The following is a 17576-nucleotide window of genomic DNA, read 5'->3' as shown; positions in this document are numbered from 1 at the left end:
TTCAATCCGGACTCGGCGACCAACGCGAGCAAGGACACTCTCAGGAGATCGAACATGAAGAAACTGATGACATCCGCCGTGGCGGCGTTCGCAGCCGCGTTACTCGGCGGCGGCACCGCGCTGGCAGCCTCGGCGCTTCCCGCACCGACCGTGGATTCACCGCTCGCCGCGCCCAAGCGCACCGAGACCGCGGTGCTCGCCGGCGGCTGCTTCTGGGGTGTGGAAGGCGTCTTCGAGCAGCTCAAGGGCGTGAAGAACGTGACGTCGGGCTATGCCGGCGGCGCGAAGGAAACCGCGAAATACGACGTCGTGAGCTCGGGCCGCACCGGCCACGCGGAATCGGTGCAGATCACCTACGACCCGTCGCAGATCACGTACGGCAAGCTGCTGCAGGTGTTCTTCTCCGTGGCGCACGATCCGACCGAGGTCAACCGCCAGGGCCCGGACGTGGGCACGCAATACCGCTCGGCGATCTTCTATTCCAGCGACGAGCAGAAGAAAGTGGCGCAGGCCTACATCGCGCAGCTCAACGCCGCGAAGGTGTTCAGGAAGCCGATCGCGACCGAGCTCGCGCCGCTCAAGGCTTATTACGAGGCCGAGGCCTACCACCAGGACTTCATGAAGCGCAATCCGACGTATCCGTACATCGTCGTGCACGACGCGCCGAAGGTCGTCAATCTGCAGAAGCAGTTTCCGGAGCTCGTCGCCCGCAAGGACTGAGGCCGCCCGGCGCCCGATCCGTCACGCACCCGCGTGCTCGGCGTTGGGATAGAAAAGCTGCTCGCCGCCGATCTTGTAATCGGCGATCGCCTTCTGCCCTTCCGGCGACACGACCCAGTCGATGAAAGCCTGGCCGTCGGCACGCTTCACGTTCGGGTGCTTCTGCGGGTTCACGAGCATCACGCCGTACTGGTTGAACAGCCGCTTGTCGCCTTCGACCTCGATCTTGAGGTCGCCGCGGTTCTTGAACGCGAGCCACGTTCCGCGATCGGCGAGGAGGTAGGCGTTCATCGACGAGGCGCTGTTCAGCGCCGGTCCCATGCCCTGGCCGGTGTCGCGATACCAGGGCCCTTTCTCCTTCGCGATGTCGATGCCCGCCGCTTTCCAGAGATTGAGCTCGGCGATGTGCGTGCCGCTGCGGTCGCCGCGCGAGACGAACGGCGCGCCGGCCGCTTTGACTTTCTTCAGCGCTTCGAGGATGTCCTTGCCGCCGGCGACCTTGGCGGGATCGCTCTTCGGTCCGATCAGCACGAAGTCGTTGTACATGACCGGCAGCCGTTTCACGCCGTGACCTTCGGCGAGGAATTTCTCTTCGGCCGACCTGGCATGGACGAACACCACGTCGGCGTCGCCGCGACGCGCGAGATCCAGCGCTTGCCCCGTACCGAGCGCGACCACGCGCACCTGGATGCCGGTCTTCTTCTCGAAGATCGGCAGGAGGTGCTTGAACAGGCCCGATTGCTCGGTCGACGTCGTCGACGCGACGGTGATGAAGCGCTGCGCCCATGCGGTGGGCGCGAGCGTGAGCGCGAGCGCGACGAGCGCCCCGTGCAGGAATCTTCTCCTCAGCTCCATGGCAGTTCTCCTTTTATGAACGATGCGGCTTCCGCGGTCGTGGGTTGGGTGAAGAAGCGCTCGACCGACGCGCGCTCGATGAGCCGTCCGCCGTTGATGAACAGGATCTCGTCGCCCGCGCGCCGCGCCTGTCCGAGGTTGTGCGTCGTCATGACGATCTTGGTGCCGCCGGCGCGGATCTGGCCGACGATGGTCTCGACCTCGCGCGTCGCCGCCGGGTCGAGGTTCGCGGTCGGCTCGTCGAGAAAGAGCACCTCGGGCCCAAGCGCCCATGCGCGCGCGAGCGCGAGCTTCTGCTGCTCGCCGCCGGAGAGCCGGCGCGCCGGTTGATGCGCGCAGTGCTCGAGCCCCACCGCTTCGAGCACGTCCAGCGCGCGCAGCTTGCGCTCGGCGCGCGCGACGCCGGCGAGCTGGAGCCCGTACTCGATGTTCGCGATCGCCGAGCGCCGCAGCATGACCGGGCGCTGGAAGACCATCGCCACGCGCCGCGCATGGGGATTGCCGAGCCAGCGCACGCTGCCCTCGCTCGGACGCAGCAGGCCGTGGCAGATGCGCATGAGCACGCTCTTGCCCGCCCCGTTCGGGCCGAGGATGATCGTGCGCGGACCGACGCCGATCTCGACGGTGATGTTCGTCAGTATCCGCTTGCCGTTCGCGCGGTAGCTCACCTTGTCGAGCACGAGCGGCAGCATCAGCCGTAGCGCCTCGCGGTGACCTCTTTGAGGACGCTCGCGGCGGCGTTGAGCGTGACGATCAGTGCGATCAGCACGAGGCCGAGCCCGAGCGCGAGCGGAAGATCGCCTTTGCTCGTCTCCAGCGCGATGGTGGTGGTCATCACGCGCGTGACGCCGTCGATGTTGCCGCCGACGATCATCACCGCCCCCACTTCCGCCGCGGCGCGGCCGAAGCCCGCGAGCACGATCGTCACGAGCGAAAAACGCGTGTCCCACAACAGCGTGACCGCCGCGGTGAAACGCGCGGCGCCCAGCGAGCGCAACTGCTCTTCATACTCTCGCCATGCGTCTTCGAGCGTCTGTCGCGACAGCGCGGCGATGATCGGCGTCACGAGCACCGCCTGAGCGATCACCATCGCGGAAGGGGTGAACAGCAGGCCGAGCTCGCCCAGCGGTCCCGCGCGCGACAGCAGCAGGTAGACGACGAGGCCGACCACGACGGGGGGCAGGCCCATCAATGCGTTGAGCAGCACGATCAGCGTGTGCCGTCCCGCAAACCGCTCCACCGCGATCAATGCGCCGAGAGGTAACCCGACGATCGCGGCGACGAGCACCGCGGTGAGACTGACCTGCAGGCTGAGAGCGACAATATGAAGGAGCTGCGGGTCGAGCCCGGCGACGAGCTTCCACGCTTCGCCGAAGGCCGCGCCCAGCCCGTTCAAGCAGCAGCCCGCCTGGCGGGGCGCTTGCTCACCCAGTTGAGCGCCGCGTCGAGATCGGCCGGCGCGCCGGCTTTCGCGGTGTCGTAGCCGGGAAGCCGCCCGACCCGCCGCGCGAATTCGCGGCCGCACAGCACTTCCATCAGCGCCTGGAAAGCGGGCGTGCGCGCCGACGAGCGTTCGAACGCGAGGAAGTAGCGCTCGACCGCGAGCGGGACGAAGTCGAGGCGGTAGCGGTTCGCGTCGGCTTTCAGGCCGAAACCCGCGTCTGCGCGGCCTTCGGCCACGGCCGCGGCCACCGAATCGTCACCGCCGCTGTGACGATTGATGAAGCGCACGCCGGCGCGCGTGAGGTCGTTGACGCCGCGGATATGCGTATCGGGCGAGGCGATGAGCCCCTGCTCGCGCGTGATGAAGTGGATGAGCGCGTGCTTTTTCGGATCCAGCCAGCGGCCGAGCGCGGCGGCGGCGGCGGCCGCACGCGGCAGCGCGTCCGCCACGTGGAAGCCCGCGATATCGCATTTGCCGTTGGCCAGCGCGGCGAGGCATTCGTCGGAGCCGCGAAAGTCGACGTCGAGCTGGACGCGCCCCGCGCAGAGCTGCGGAAGCTCGGAGAGCGCGAGATCGTGGCTCGCGCAGATCGACAGGCGGCGCGCGCGCTGCGGCAGCACCTTGGCGAGGCCTGCTTCGACCTCGTGGCGCAACTGCGCGAAGTGCGGCTCGAGCGCGCTGCGCACCACGCCGTCGGCCCACAGGAGCTTCTCGCCCAACGCCGTGGGACGCGCGCCGCGGCCGCGCTGCAGCACCACGAGCGGGGCGCCGAGAGCCGCTTCGCCTTCGCCCAGCAGCCCCCACGCATGGCGGTATGAAACCCCCAGATCGCGCACCGCCTGCGCCAGTGAGCCGGTGCGTCCGACGGCTGCGACGAGCCGCAACAGCGTTTCAGCGCGCTCCGGGGCGAGACGTTCCGAGCTCAGCCAGGACACCGAAAAATCGACAGGAATGCCCATACATGCAAGATCGTGCATATTTGATCGGTCGAGCCAAGTATGCCCAAGGCGAACCGTGGCAGCAAACCTGTGCACGGGGTTGCATATATGGCGTCGCGCCTTGCGGCGCGGCGTCCCATGGGCGCTGCGGTTAGAATCGAGTCATTCCCGAGCTACAGACGAGTCGCGTTATGAACGAGCCCACCCTCGCCGCGCTTTCCTGCGCGGACGACTACGATCCGAATTCGATGCCCGTCGACAAGGCGCGAGAGGTCATCGCGCGCTTTCTCGCGCCGGTCACCGCCACCGAGCGCGTGCACGTGCGCGCAGCCCTGGGCCGCGTGCTCGCCGCCGACGTGATTTCGCCGCTCGACGTGCCCGCGCACGACAACTCCGCGATGGACGGCTATGCCGTGCGCTTCGAGGACCTGAAGAGCGACGGCGAAGTGACGCTGCGCGTCTCCGGCAGCTCGTTCGCCGGCGCGCCGTTCGGCGGCCACGTCGGTGCGGGGGACGCGGTGCGCATCATGACGGGCGGTGTCGTGCCGACCGGCGCCGACACCATCGTCATGCAGGAGCACGTGAAAGCGGCCGACGGCCGCGTCACCATCGGCGGCGGCCACCGCAAGGGACAGAACCTGCGGCGCGCGGGCGAAGACCTGCAGGCCGGCGCGCCGGCGCTCAAGCGCGGCCGGGCGCTGCGCCCGGCGGAGATCGGGCTCATCGCCTCGCTCGGCATCCCCGAGCTGGAGGTGTATCGCAAGCTGCGCGTCGCGTTCTTCTCCACCGGCGACGAGCTCGTGTCGATCGGCACGGTGCCGAAGGAAGGCCAGATCTACGACAGCAACCGCTACACGATCCACGGCATGCTCGAGCGCCTGGGCTGCGAGGTGCTCGACATGGGCGTGGTGCGCGACGATCCGGCGCTGCTCGAGCAGGCGTTCAACCGTGCCGCGGGCGCGGCCGACGTCGTGATCACGAGCGGGGGCGTGTCGGTCGGCGAAGCCGATTTCGTGAAGGACCTGCTGAACAAGCTCGGCGAAGTGGTCTTCTGGAAGATCGCGATGAAGCCCGGCCGGCCGCTCGCCTATGGGCGCGTCGGCGGCGCGCACTTCTTCGGACTGCCGGGAAACCCGGTGTCGGTGATGGTGACGTTCTATCAGTTCGTGCGCGACGCGCTGCTCAAGCTGTCGGGCAGAGACCCGGTCGAACCGTCGCCGACCTTCAAGGTGCCTTGTACGTCCAGCCTCAAGAAAGCGCCCGGCCGCACCGAGTTCCAGCGCGGCATCCTGTCGCGTGGCGCCGACGGCCAATGGAGCGTGCGCGTCACCGGCGAGCAGGGCTCGGGCATATTGCGGTCGATGTCGGAAGCGAACTGCTTCATCATCCTGCCGACCGATCAGGGCAACGTCACGCCCGGCACCATCGTCGAAGTGCAGGTCATGGAAGGCGTCGTGTAGCGGCTCCCGCCCGCCTGAATTAGTGTCGCGCCCCGGCCCGGGGTTTGCAGTGTGACCATGACCCAACTTCGAGGCCATGGCCATGACTGTCACTCGGAAGCTGATTCTCGCGGGCGTCCTCGGGACGCTGTCGGGCACGCCCGCTTTCGCCGCGGATTCCACCGAGCGCACCTCGATGCCCGATTACTGCGCCAACCGCGACGTGGTCTGCCTGCTGCCGGACGGCGGCACCGTGCCGCGCGTGGTGAGCGGAAGCACGACGCCTTCCTCCCCCCCGACGACCGGCACGACCACGCCCCCCACGACCAGCGGTGCGGGTGTGTCCGGACGCACCGGCGCCGTCGTACTGCCTCCGACCAGCACCACGGGCGCGACCACCGTCGTCACGCCGCCTGCGACGAACACCGCGGGCACCGCGGGCTCGATCGGACCGACCGTGCCGGCGGTGCCGACGTTCGGCAGCAACGTGCCGACGCTGTCGTCGGGATCGGTGCCTTCGCTGACGGGCAACGTGCCGACCTTCACGGGTAACGTGCCGTCGCTGACGAACGGCGGGACCGGAACGACGGCGGGCTCGACCGCGAGCGGAAGCGCATCCGGCACCGGCGCTGCGTCCGGCTCGACGGGCGGCGGAGGCGCCGGGGTATCGGGACGCTAAGCGCCTCCGGCGGCATGCAGGCGTGGTCGGAAGCCGGCCCTTTCGAGCTCCGCCAGCACCTCCTGCACGTGCTCGTGGTTGCGCGTCTGCACCACGAACTCGACTTCTGCGCTCTGCAACGGCAGGTGCGTGAACGTGCGCTGGTGATGCACTTCCTCGATGTTCGCGCCGAGCCCGGCGAGCCTGGATGTGACCTGCGCGAGCGCGCCCGGCAGGTCCCGCAGCTCGACCGTGATGCGGGCCAGCCGTCCCGAGCGCGCGAGCCCGCGCTCCATGATGAACGCCAGCGTGAGCGGATCGATGTTGCCGCCCGACAGGACGAGCCCCACGCGTTTGCCGGCGAAGCGCTCGCGATGCGTGAGCAGCGCCGCCAGCGTGACCGCGGCCGCGCCTTCCGCGACGGTCTTCTCCACTTCGAGCAGCATCACGATCGCCTGCTCGATGTCGCCTTCCTCGACGAGGAGCATGTCGTTCACGAGCGTGGGCCCGCAGCGGCGGATGAACGCGCCGGGCTCGCGCACTGCGATGCCGTCGGCGATGGAGCTCGTGCCGAATTGCGGCACGTGGCCTTTGAAGGCCGCATACGCGCCCGGAAAGCGCGACGACTGAACCCCGATCACCTCGATCGAAGGTTTCAGGCCTTTCGCCGCGGTCGCGACGCCGGAGATGAGCCCGCCGCCCCCCACCGGCACGACGAGAATGTCGAGCGAAGCCTCGCACGCGAGCATTTCGAGCGCGACCGTTCCCTGGCCCGCGATGACGTGCGGGTCGTCGTACGGATGCACGAACTCGAGACCGAGGCTGGGCGCGAGCTCGAGCGCGTGCAGCCTCGCGTCGTCGAAGCCGTCTCCCGCGAGCAGCACTTCGGCGCCGAAAGCGCGCGTGCGCTCGACTTTCACCGAAGGCGTGTAACGCGGCATCACGATGACTGCCGGGATGCCCAGGCGCTTCGCGTGATAGGCGACGCCCTGCGCGTGATTGCCCGCCGATGCGGCGATGACGCCGCGTCTTCCCTGATCTTCGGAGAGCGTCGCGAGCTTCGCGAGCGCGCCGCGCTCCTTGAACGATGCGGTGAACTGGAGGTTCTCGAACTTTATCCAGACCTGCGCACCGGTGAGCTCGGACAGCGTCCGTGAGCGCAGGCACGGCGTATCGACGACGTGCCCGCGCAAGAGCTCGGCGGCGGACTGTACGTCCTGTAGCGTGACGTTCACCGCGGGAAAGGCTCGTTCAGATGAAGCGCCGGACGATAGCGGAAGGTTTATCGAGGGTCAACGCGGACGGGAACGCGATCCCTGTGTGCTACAGTAGCCCGCGTTCGAATAATCATCCCGCACGAGGAGCAACCATGCAGCGTACGCTGCGTATCTGTATCTGCAGCGCACTGCTGACAGTCCCCGCCGTCCAGGCAGCCCAAACGCCCGCCAAGGGCGGATCCACCTACCCGACCAAGCCGATCCGCATCGTCGTCACCTATCCGCCGGGCGGCCCCACGGATATCGTCGCCCGCGCTGTCGGGCAAAAGCTTACAGAGGCGTGGTCGCAGCCGGTCATCGTCGACAACCGCGCCGGCGCGGGCGGCATCGTCGGCACCGAAGTCGTCGCACGCGCGGCGCCGGACGGGTACACGCTGCTGCTCGGAACGTCCGCCGGACTCTCGATCAACCCCGCGCTCAATTCGAAGCTGCCGTATAACGCGTTCAACGACTTTGCGCCGATCAGCCGCATCGTCATCAATCCGCAGATCCTCGTCTTCAGCGCTTCGTTCGCGCCCAACTCGGTCAAGGAGCTGATACAGCTCGCCAAGACGCGTCCCGGACAGATCAATTACGCGTCGGTGGGGCCGGGCAGCCCGAACCATCTGGGCATGGAGCTGCTCAAATCGATGGCCGGCATCGACATGGTCCATATTCCGTACAAGGGAACGTCACCCGCGGTTACGGATCTTCTTACCGGTCAGGTTTCCTTGATGTTCAACAGCATGCCGTCTGTACTGCCCCAGGTGCGGGCTGGCAAGCTGAAGGGCATCGCAGTCGGCAGCGCCCGACGCTCACAGGCGGCTCCGGAGATCCCCACGGTTGCGGAAGCCGGCCTTCCGGGATTCGAATACGTGACGTGGTACGGGCTGTTCGCTCCTGCAGCGACGCCGAAGGACATCGTGGCCAAGCTCAACGCCGAGATGGTCCGCATGCTCGCGGATCGCGAGCTCGCGCAGCGATTCGCGAGCCAGGGCGCGGAGCCGGCGAGCACGAGCCCGGCCGAGCTCGGGAAGTTCATGCGCATGGAATACGAGCGATGGAAGCAGGTCATCAAGTCGGCACGCATCAAGATCGACGGGTAGACGCCCCGCCGCTTCACGCCGGCGCGTCGCCGCGACACGGCCTGTACCTATAATCGGGGGGCGAGGTCGTGCATGTTTAAGAAGGCGGTGCCCGTATCGGATCTGCAGCTCGGCATGTACGTGATCGAGCTCGACAGGCCGTGGCTCGGCACGCCCTTCGACTTCCAGGGCTTCCCCCTCACCACGCAGGAGCAGATCGACCAGATTCGGCAGTACTGCGAGATCGTCTACATCGATCCCGAGCGCGAGCCGTGGACGCCCGAGCGACGCAAAGCCGGGCTCGGCCTGCGCGGCGCCGCCGTCTACAGCGAGGTGACGCCGGTCGAGAAGGAAGTCATCGCCGCGCGCGACATCTATTTCACGTGCGAGACGGCGATGCAGCAGGCGCTCGAAGGCCTGCGCAGCCACGGCGAGATCGATTCCCAGAAGCTCACCTCCGCGGTGAGCAGCATGACCGAGAGCATCCTGCGCAATCCCGACGCCATGATGCTGCTCAACACGCTGCGGCAGAAAGGCAGCTACGAGCTCGGCCGCGCGATGGACACGTCGATCCTGATGGTCACCTTCGGACGGTTCCTGCAGTTCCCGAAGGACAGGCTGGAGGTGCTCGGCCTCGCGGGCATGCTGCTCGACGTCGGCAAGACCAAGCTGCCGGACGGCGTGCTGCAGAAGAAGGACATGCTGAGCCCCGAGGAGTACGAGCTCGTCAAGTCGCACGTCGACCATTCGGTCGATCTCGTTGCGACCTCGCACGCGCTGCCGCCCGGCGTCGCGGAGATCATAGCGCTGCACCACGAGCGGCAGGACGGCTCGGGCTATCCGAAGGGGCTCAAGGGCAGGGAAATCACCATCGACGGCGCCATCGCCGGACTCGTCGACAGCTTCTCCGCGCTCACCTCGGCGCGCGCATATGCCGAGCAGGCGTCGCCGTCAAACGCGCTGTCGCTCATGCACAAGCTGCGCGGCAAGCTCTTCCACGAGGCGCTGGTCGAGCAGTTCATCCAGTGCATCGGCATCTACCCGGTCGGCAGCGCCGTCGAGCTCAACACCGGCGAGGTCGCGATCGTCATCGCGCAGAACCTCGTGCGCCGGCTGCAGCCGCGCGTCATGGTGATCCTGGACCGCAACTGGAAAACGATACACCCGCAGCTCATCCTGGACCTGGTGAAAGAGCCGAAGGCGAGCGCCGACGAGCCGTATCGCATCCGCCGCACGCTGCCCAAGGACAAGCTGCCGATCGATCCGAGCGAATTCTTCCTCTGAGCGGGTGCCCTCGTGGTGAACGATACCGAGCAGCCCATGCGCCGCGCGACCGACCAGCCCAATCCGGTGGTCGAACGGTTGAACGCATGCGTCACGCAGGCCGCGCGCAGCGGCGACTCCATCGGTCTGCTGTTGGTGCACGCCGGCGCCGTCGACAGGCTCGATGCGCTGCACGGTTTCCACGCCGGCGACCGCATGTCGAACGCGGTCGGAGAGCTCCTGCGCCAGAAGGCTTTGCGCAAGCGGGACCTGGTCGAGCCGCTCTCGCGGGACGAGTTCGCGTGCGTGCTGCGCCCGGCGCCGTCCGAAGGCATCGCGATGCTCGCCGCCAACCGCGTCATGAGCCTGCTCTCGCCGCCCATGGAGTTCGGCGGCAAATCGGTGACGCCCGACGCGGCGGTAGGCATCGCCATGTACCCGCAGCAGGCGGCCAATGCGAGCGAGCTCCTGCAGCGCGCGAAGCACGCGCTGCACACCGCTCGCGGCCAGCGCGAGCGGATCTGGGTGTACACGCCGCCGGCCGGTGACAGCTCCACCATCGACCAGCTCGAATACGAGAACCGGCTGCGCACCGCGATCGAGCAGAACACGCTGTCTCTGCATTTCCAGCCGCAGCTCGACATCCGCACCGGCCGCGTGCAGGGCGCCGAGGCGCTACTGCGCTGGCACGACGAAGTGCTCGGCTTCGTGCCGCCCAGCGTCGCGGTACGCGCCGCCGAGGCGGCAGGGCTCATCGACCAGCTCACCATGTGGGTGATTACCAGCGCGATCCAGGCGTGCCGCGAGTTCCAGAACATCGATCCCGATTTCACCGTCAGCATCAACATCTCGCCGTCCAACCTGCGCGAGGTCGACCTGCCGTATTACGTCGATCGCGCGTTGCGCACGTGGAACGTCAAGGGCAGCAGCATCATCATCGAGATCACCGAGACCGCGATGATGGTCGAGCAGGAGACGGCGCACGAGGCATTGCGGGCGCTCAAGTCCCTGGGCGTGCGCCTGTCCGTCGACGACTTCGGGACGGGTTATTCCTCGATGCAGTACCTCGCGCAGCTTCCGCTCGACGAGTTGAAGATCGACCTCTCGTTCGTCAAGGGCATGCTCGAAGCGCCGCAGAACCACAAGATCGTGCGCTCGCTCATCGACCTCGCGCACAACCTCGAGCTCAAGGTGGTCGCGGAAGGGGTGGAGACCGGCGCCATCCTCGGCGAGCTGACCTCGCTCGGCTGCGACGAAGCCCAGGGCTGGGACGTCGGCAGGCCGACCACCGCCGCGGAGCTGCTCGAGCGGCTGGGGCAGCAAAAGGGTTCGAAGTAGCTCGAGGGCTGCCCGGGGTCAGGCCCCGGCTTCTTCGGGGTCTGACCCCGGCTCACCTCTGGGGCGCGCCCAGCGCAACAACACGCGTATCGTCCTGAACTCGTCCGAATTCACGTTATCGCGCACGAGCAGCACGTGCCGTGCGAAGCGGCTGCGTGCGATTCGCAGGTTCAACACCGTCAGCGACGGCGTGACGCAGGAGGTGCAGAGGATGCGGGCGTCGCGCCAATCGGTGCCTTGCGTCTTGATCGCCGCCTTCTCGCGGTCGTGAATCTCCAGTTCGATGATCGATCGGCTTGAGCGCAGCAATGCGTAGTGATAAAGCGCGTGGCCGAGGCTGGCGATTACGAGGGTGATCAGCGTGGCCTGGTATTCCGGCCTCACGTCCAGCGGAAACACAGTCGCCGCCGCGGCGCAGTGGACGAGGGTAAGGGTCGCCGTGAGCAGGCAGGAGGGGCTTAAGCGGGCGCGGACCATGACGGTGGAACGCACGCAGAGACACGCGGGTTATCAACCTAAGCCATAGGGCCGGCAGCCGGGGACACGTGGTAAGGCGCACAAACAAAAACGCCCCGGCTTTTGGCCGGGGCGTTTTCGTTCATGGGTGCCTGACGATGTCCTACTTTCGCACGGGTAGTCCGCACTATCATCGGCGCTGAGTCGTTTCACGGCCCTGTTCGGAATGGGAAGGGGTGGTTCCAACTCGCTATGGTCGTCAGACATAGCTGTTTGTGAAAACCCGGGGCAGAGTCGTGACTCTGACCCGGTTTTTTCACCAATTCGGAAGAAGTAAAGTGGCTTTCGATCGTTTCTGGCAAACCGATCCACTTCGCTCGGGCTGCTCTCGCAACCGCTCACGATTATAGGATCAAGCCGCACGGTCAATTAGTATCGGTTAGCTGAGGCCATTACTGACCTTACACACCCGACCTATCAACGTCGTAGTCTTCGACGAACCTTCAGGGGGATCGAGTCCCCGGGAGATCTTATCTTGAGGCGAGTTTCCCGCTTAGATGCTTTCAGCGGTTATCTCTTCCGCACTTAGCTACCCGGCGATGCCACTGGCGTGACAACCGGTACACCAGAGGTGCGTCCACTCCGGTCCTCTCGTACTAGGAGCAGCCCCCCTCAAATCTCCAACGCCCACTGCAGATAGGGACCAAACTGTCTCACGACGTTTTGAACCCAGCTCACGTACCACTTTAAATGGCGAACAGCCATACCCTTGGGACCGGCTACAGCCCCAGGATGTGATGAGCCGACATCGAGGTGCCAAACTCCCCCGTCGATATGAACTCTTGGGAGGAATCAGCCTGTTATCCCCGGCGTACCTTTTATCCGTTGAGCGATGGCCCTTCCATACAGAACCACCGGATCACTATGACCTGCTTTCGCACCTGCTCGACTTGTCAGTCTCGCAGTTAAGCACGCTTATGCCATTGCACTTTCAGCGCGATAGCCGACCGCGCTAAGCGTACCGTCGCACTCCTCCGTTACTCTTTGGGAGGAGACCGCCCCAGTCAAACTGCCCAGCATGCACGGTCCCCGACCCGGATGACGGGCCTAGGTTAGAGCCTCAATGAGATCAGGGTGGTATTTCAAGGACGGCTCCACCGCAGCTAGCGCCGCGGCTTCAAAGCCTCCCACCTATCCTACACAGATCTCATCAAAGTCCAATGCAAACTTGCAGTAAAGGTGCACGGGGTCTTTCCGTCTTGCAGCGGGGAGATTGCATCATCACAAACACTTCAACTTCGCTGAGTCTCAGGAGGAGACAGTGTGGCCATCGTTACGCCATTCGTGCAGGTCGGAACTTACCCGACAAGGAATTTCGCTACCTTAGGACCGTTATAGTTACGGCCGCCGTTTACCGGGGCTTCGATCAAGAGCTTGCACCCCATCACTTAACCTTCCGGCACCGGGCAGGCGTCACACCCTATACGTCCACTTGACGTGTTTGCAGAGTGCTGTGTTTTTGTTAAACAGTCGCAGCCACCATTTTATTGCAACCTGATTTGGCTCCGGCCGCAGGGCCTTCACCTACTACAGGCGTACCTTATCCCGAAGTTACGGTACCAATTTGCCGAGTTCCTTCTCCTGAGTTCTCTCAAGCGCCTGAGAATATTCATCCCGCCCACGTGTGTCCGATTACGGTACGGTCCCGCATGACTGAAGCTTAGAGGATTTTCCTGGAAGCATGGTATCAGTGACTTCGGTCCACAAGGGACCTCGCCATCACGCCTCAGCTAAGCTCTCCGGATTTGCCTAAAGAGCACGCCTACACGCTTAGACCGGGACATCCAACACCCGGATCACCTAACCTTCTCCGTCTCCCCATCGCATCATGCGGCGGTACTGGAATATTAACCAGTTTCCCATCGACTACGCGTTTCCGCCTCGTCTTAGGGGCCGACTCACCCTGCGCCGATGAACGTTGCGCAGGAAACCTTGGGCTTACGGCGAGGGAGCTTTTCACTCCCTTTATCGCTACTCATGTCAGCATTCGCACTTCCGATACCTCCAGCAACGCTTACGCGTCACCTTCGCAGGCTTACGGAACGCTCTCCTACCAAGATACGCTTGCGCGTATCCCCCGCAGCTTCGGTATACAGTTTGAGCCCCGTTACATCTTCCGCGCAGGACGACTCGACCAGTGAGCTATTACGCTTTCTTTAAAGGATGGCTGCTTCTAAGCCAACCTCCTGGCTGTTTATGCCTTCCCACCTCGTTTACCACTTAACTGTATTTCGGGACCTTAGCTGGCGGTCTGGGTTGTTTCCCTCTTGACACCGGACGTTAGCACCCGATGTCTGTCTCCCGTGGACTCACTCTTCGGTATTCGGAGTTTGCAATGGTTTGGTAGGCCTAAGCGGCCCCCTAGCCATGACAGTGCTCTACCCCCGAAGGTGTACCACGAGGCGCTACCTAAATAGCTTTCGGAGAGAACCAGCTATTTCCGGATTTGTTTAGCCTTTCACCCCTACCCACAGCTCATCCCCTACCTTTTCAACGGTAGTGGGTTCGGACCTCCAGTGGGAGTTACCCCACCTTCATCCTGGCCATGGGTAGATCATCCGGTTTCGGGTCTACACCCAGCGACTGAGACGCCCTATTCGGACTCGCTTTCGCTACGCCTCCCCTACACGGTTAGGCTTGCCACTGAATGTAAGTCGCTGACCCATTATACAAAAGGTATGCCGTCACTCCTTGCGGAGCTCCGACCGCTTGTATGCATGCGGTTTCAGGATCTATTTCACTCCCCTCCCGGGGTTCTTTTCGCCTTTCCCTCACGGTACTGGTTCACTATCGGTCGATTACGAGTATTTAGCCTTGGAGGATGGTCCCCCCATGTTCAGACAGGGTTTCACGTGCCCCGCCCTACTTGTCGCAACCCTAGTTCCACCAATGACTTTTCGCATACGGGGCTATCACCCGCTATGGCCGGACTTTCCAGACCGTTCCGCTAAATCACTGGCTAAAGGTTGCAGGCTGATCCGATTTCGCTCGCCACTACTTTCGGAATCTCGGTTGATTTCTGTTCCTCTGCCTACTTAGATGTTTCAGTTCAGCAGGTTCGCTCTACTCACCCTATGTATTCAGATGAGAGTAACCCTTGCGGGTTGGGTTTCCCCATTCGGAAATCCGCGGATCAAAGCTCGTTTGCCAGCTCCCCGCGGCTTATCGCAGGCTACGACGTCCTTCATCGCCTGTAATCGCCAAGGCATCCACCACATGCACTTGTTCGCTTGATCCTATAACCCTGAGCCCTCGAACTTGCGTTCGAAGCCTTCGAGCTAAAGGTGAACTCGTGTTTGCCGCATTCGAAGTCCTTTTGTGCTCTTCGAACGCAACGATACAATCTTTGCCCAGCCTCGCTTCGCAGCACACGCGCAGGCAAACAGCACCCGCGGTTCGCAACGAACCGAGACCTTTACTTCTTCCGTATTGTTAAAGAACGAACAGCCGATCGACTCGAAGAGCCGATTGTTCAATGCCGAGCGCACGGCCCGACGTTCAACAACGAACTCTAAGATTTAAGTGATGGTGGTGGAGGTGAACGGGATCGAACCGATGACCTCCTGCTTGCAAAGCAGGCGCTCTCCCAACTGAGCTACACCCCCGACTAAAAAGTGGTGGGTCTGGATGGATTTGAACCATCGACCCCACGCTTATCAAGCGTGTGCTCTGACCAACTGAGCTACAGACCCCGCGAGATCAGGATCTAGGATTCAGGATTCAGCGGTATAGCCCGATCTCTGATTCCTGATTCCTGCTTTGCTGAACAACCGATAAGTGTGGACACGTGGCCCGGAGGGCATTCTCTAGAAAGGAGGTGATCCAGCCGCACCTTCCGATACGGCTACCTTGTTACGACTTCACCCCAGTCATGAATCTCACCGTGGTAGTCGCCCTCCTTGCGGTTAGGCTAACTACTTCTGGTGGAACCCACTCCCATGGTGTGACGGGCGGTGTGTACAAGACCCGGGAACGTATTCACCGCGACATGCTGATCCGCGATTACTAGCGATTCCGGCTTCATGCAGTCGAGTTGCAGACTGCAATCCGGACTACGACCGGCTTTCTGGGATTAGCTCCCCCTCGCGGGTTGGCTGCCCTCTGTACCGGCCATTGTATTACGTGTGAAGCCCTACCCATAAGGGCCATGAGGACTTGACGTCATCCCCACCTTCCTCCGGTTTGTCACCGGCAGTCCCATTAGAGTGCCCAACTGAATGTGGCAACTAATGGCAAGGGTTGCGCTCGTTGCGGGACTTAACCCAACATCTCACGACACGAGCTGACGACAGCCATGCAGCACCTGTGTCCAGGTTCCCTTTCGGGCACCCTCACATCTCTGCGAGGTTCCTGGCATGTCAAGGGTAGGTAAGGTTTTTCGCGTTGCATCGAATTAATCCACATAATCCACCGCTTGTGCGGGTCCCCGTCAATTCCTTTGAGTTTTAACCTTGCGGCCGTACTCCCCAGGCGGTCAACTTCACGCGTTAGCTTCGTTACCAAGGAATTGCTTCCCCGACAACCAGTTGACATAGTTTAGGGCGTGGACTACCAGGGTATCTAATCCTGTTTGCTCCCCACGCTTTCGTGCATGAGCGTCAGTGTTAGCCCAGGGGGCTGCCTTCGCCATCGGTGTTCCTCCACATCTCTACGCATTTCACTGCTACACGTGGAATTCCACCCCCCTCTGCCACACTCAAGCCTGCTAGTTAGAAACGCAGTTCCCAGGTTAAGCCCGGGGATTTCACATCTCTCTTAACAGACCGCCTGCGCACGCTTTACGCCCAGTAATTCCGATTAACGCCTGCACCCTACGTATTACCGCGGCTGCTGGCACGTAGTTAGCCGGTGCTTCTTCTGCTGGTACCGTCATGGATCTGCGGTGTTATCGCAGACCTTTTCGTCCCAGCCGAAAGGGCTTTACAACCCGAAGGCCTTCTTCACCCACGCGGCATGGCTGGATCAGGCTTGCGCCCATTGTCCAAAATTCCCCACTGCTGCCTCCCGTAGGAGTCTGGACCGTGTCTCAGTTCCAGTGTGGCTGGCCGTCCTCTCAGACCAGCTACGGATCGTTGCCTTGGTAGGCCGTTACCCCACCAACTAGCTAATCCGGCATCGGCCGCTCCAATAGTGAGAGGTCTTGCGATCCCCCTCTTTCTCCCGTAGGACGTATGCGGTATTAGTCTCTCTTTCGAGAGGTTATCCCCCGCTACAGGATACGTTCCGATGTATTACTCACCCGTTCGCCACTCGCCGCCAGGGGTTACCCCCCGCGCTGCCGTTCGACTTGCATGTGTAAGGCATGCCGCCAGCGTTCAATCTGAGCCAGGATCAAACTCTTCAGTTTAATCACTGCAAAGTATTAACTCGCTTGACGTATTACTGTCGTGCGAGCACTTCAAACTTCAATGTATTGAGATTCCGTTCCGACCCGAAGATCGGCGCGGCACCCTCAAGACCAAGTGCCCACACTTATCGGCTGTAAATTTTTAAAGAGCGGTTTCGGGTCTGTCGACCCAGGACAGCGGAAGTGAAGACTTCGTTTGCCCGACCTGCGCGCCGCATGACGGCGCGCAGTATTGAATTGGTAGCGGGGATAGGATTTGAACCTATGACCTTCGGGTTATGAGCCCGACGAGCTGCCAGACTGCTCCACCCCGCGTCCGAATCAACCAAGACCGCGATTTTGACAAGTTTTCGTTTCGGCGTCAAGCACTTCGGAAATCTTTTTAACGCCGTCTCAAGCCGCCGAATGCACCGGCCCCCAGGGGCCCCGCACCTGCGGTCGAGAGTGGGAGAACTTGCCGAATTCTTAAAGAGCGGGTCCTACTTTTCGCTGTCGCGTCAACCCTAAGGCCGCCCGCGTCAGCTGAGCATTTTATCCCACTTTCGGGCATTTGGGAAGTTGTTTTTGCAACTTTTTCTGCCCTCCCCGGCGCTCTTCCGGGGTCCCGCCAACTGCATCAGCGGGAGCGCGATTCTATCCGACTTAAGCGCTAGAAGGAAGTTCCTTGCCTTACCTTTTTTGCGCCCCGCCTCGACTGCCGGCGGCGTGAATCAACGC

General features: G+C 63.2%; 12 protein-coding genes, 3 tRNA genes and 3 rRNA genes. 6 read left to right on the top strand and 12 right to left on the bottom strand.

The features are described 5' to 3' along the window. Positions 1 to 54 precede the first annotated feature (54 nt). Complete coding sequence (gene msrA / locus VHP37_27820) at positions 55 to 720, top strand: peptide-methionine (S)-S-oxide reductase MsrA (GenBank protein HEX2830179.1); 666 nt, start codon at positions 55 to 57, stop codon at positions 718 to 720. A 21-nt stretch (positions 721 to 741) separates the two neighbouring features. On the opposite strand, the gene VHP37_27815 is transcribed toward msrA, so the two are convergent. The 4 genes from VHP37_27815 to VHP37_27800 are packed head-to-tail and all read right to left on the bottom strand — an operon-like array spanning position 742 to position 3954. Next, positions 742 to 1575, bottom strand: coding sequence for an extracellular solute-binding protein (locus VHP37_27815; GenBank protein HEX2830178.1), 834 nt, complete (start codon positions 1573 to 1575; stop codon positions 742 to 744). Beyond that, entirely contained in the window at positions 1566 to 2267 is a 702-nt protein-coding gene (locus VHP37_27810; GenBank protein ID HEX2830177.1) for an ATP-binding cassette domain-containing protein, read from the bottom strand. The genes VHP37_27815 and VHP37_27810 overlap by 10 nt, the downstream gene beginning before the upstream one ends. Continuing rightward, positions 2267 to 2971, bottom strand: coding sequence for an ABC transporter permease (locus tag VHP37_27805; protein HEX2830176.1), 705 nt, complete (start codon positions 2969 to 2971; stop codon positions 2267 to 2269). The genes VHP37_27810 and VHP37_27805 overlap by 1 nt, the downstream gene beginning before the upstream one ends. Beyond that, positions 2968 to 3954, bottom strand: coding sequence for a substrate-binding domain-containing protein (locus tag VHP37_27800; GenBank protein ID HEX2830175.1), 987 nt, complete (start codon positions 3952 to 3954; stop codon positions 2968 to 2970). The genes VHP37_27805 and VHP37_27800 overlap by 4 nt, the downstream gene beginning before the upstream one ends. A gap of 194 nt (positions 3955 to 4148) precedes the next feature. Here VHP37_27800 and glp point away from each other — a divergent pair, with 194 nt between their 5' ends. Next, complete coding sequence (gene glp, locus VHP37_27795) at positions 4149 to 5417, top strand: gephyrin-like molybdotransferase Glp (protein ID HEX2830174.1); 1269 nt, start codon at positions 4149 to 4151, stop codon at positions 5415 to 5417. 82 nt (positions 5418 to 5499) lie between these two features. After that, positions 5500 to 6075 carry a hypothetical protein gene (locus tag VHP37_27790; GenBank protein HEX2830173.1) on the top strand — a complete coding sequence of 192 codons (576 nt, stop codon included), beginning with the start codon at positions 5500 to 5502 and terminating at the stop codon, positions 6073 to 6075. On the opposite strand, the gene VHP37_27785 is transcribed toward VHP37_27790, so the two are convergent. Beyond that, complete coding sequence (locus VHP37_27785) at positions 6072 to 7289, bottom strand: threonine ammonia-lyase (protein HEX2830172.1); 1218 nt, start codon at positions 7287 to 7289, stop codon at positions 6072 to 6074. The two genes, VHP37_27790 and VHP37_27785, sit on opposite strands and share 4 nt — an antisense overlap. A gap of 134 nt (positions 7290 to 7423) precedes the next feature. On the opposite strand from VHP37_27785, the gene VHP37_27780 reads away from it, so the two are divergent. The 3 genes from VHP37_27780 (at position 7424) to VHP37_27770 (ending at position 10996) form a co-directional block, all read left to right on the top strand. Then, positions 7424 to 8416 (top strand): tripartite tricarboxylate transporter substrate binding protein, encoded by a 993-nt coding sequence (locus VHP37_27780; GenBank protein ID HEX2830171.1) that lies wholly within the window; start codon positions 7424 to 7426, stop codon positions 8414 to 8416. 72 nt (positions 8417 to 8488) lie between these two features. Next, a complete protein-coding gene (locus VHP37_27775; protein ID HEX2830170.1) occupies positions 8489 to 9679 on the top strand; it encodes an HD domain-containing phosphohydrolase in 1191 nt (396 codons plus the stop codon). Between the two features lie 15 nt (positions 9680 to 9694). Next, positions 9695 to 10996 (top strand): GGDEF domain-containing phosphodiesterase, encoded by a 1302-nt coding sequence (locus VHP37_27770; protein ID HEX2830169.1) that lies wholly within the window; start codon positions 9695 to 9697, stop codon positions 10994 to 10996. An 18-nt stretch (positions 10997 to 11014) separates the two neighbouring features. Here the strand turns inward: VHP37_27770 and VHP37_27765 are convergent, their stop codons facing one another. From VHP37_27765 to VHP37_27735, 7 genes are all read right to left on the bottom strand, one after another. Next, the gene (locus VHP37_27765) at positions 11015 to 11488 is read right to left on the bottom strand and encodes a protein YgfX (protein ID HEX2830168.1); all 474 of its coding nucleotides are present in this window, start codon (positions 11486 to 11488) and stop codon (positions 11015 to 11017) included. Between the two features lie 114 nt (positions 11489 to 11602). Further along, positions 11603 to 11716 (bottom strand): 5S ribosomal RNA (gene rrf, locus VHP37_27760). 144 nt (positions 11717 to 11860) lie between these two features. Beyond that, positions 11861 to 14748 (bottom strand): 23S ribosomal RNA (locus VHP37_27755). 293 nt (positions 14749 to 15041) lie between these two features. Further along, positions 15042 to 15117, bottom strand: a tRNA-Ala gene (locus VHP37_27750). A gap of 10 nt (positions 15118 to 15127) precedes the next feature. Beyond that, a tRNA-Ile gene (locus VHP37_27745) sits at positions 15128 to 15204 on the bottom strand. Positions 15205 to 15322: 118 nt separating this feature from the next. Further along, a 16S ribosomal RNA gene (locus tag VHP37_27740) occupies positions 15323 to 16859 on the bottom strand. Together the 16S, 23S and 5S rRNA genes with 3 tRNA genes alongside form the textbook arrangement of a ribosomal RNA operon. A gap of 238 nt (positions 16860 to 17097) precedes the next feature. Continuing rightward, positions 17098 to 17174: transfer RNA gene (locus VHP37_27735), tRNA-Met, on the bottom strand. Positions 17175 to 17576: the final 402 nt, after the last annotated feature.

The sequence above is a fragment of the Burkholderiales bacterium genome, from assembly GCA_036262035.1.
Classification (GTDB): Bacteria; Pseudomonadota; Gammaproteobacteria; order Burkholderiales; family SG8-41; genus JAQGMV01.
The sequence above is the reverse complement of the archived record's forward strand: the minus strand, read 5'-3'. Positions and strand labels throughout refer to the sequence as shown.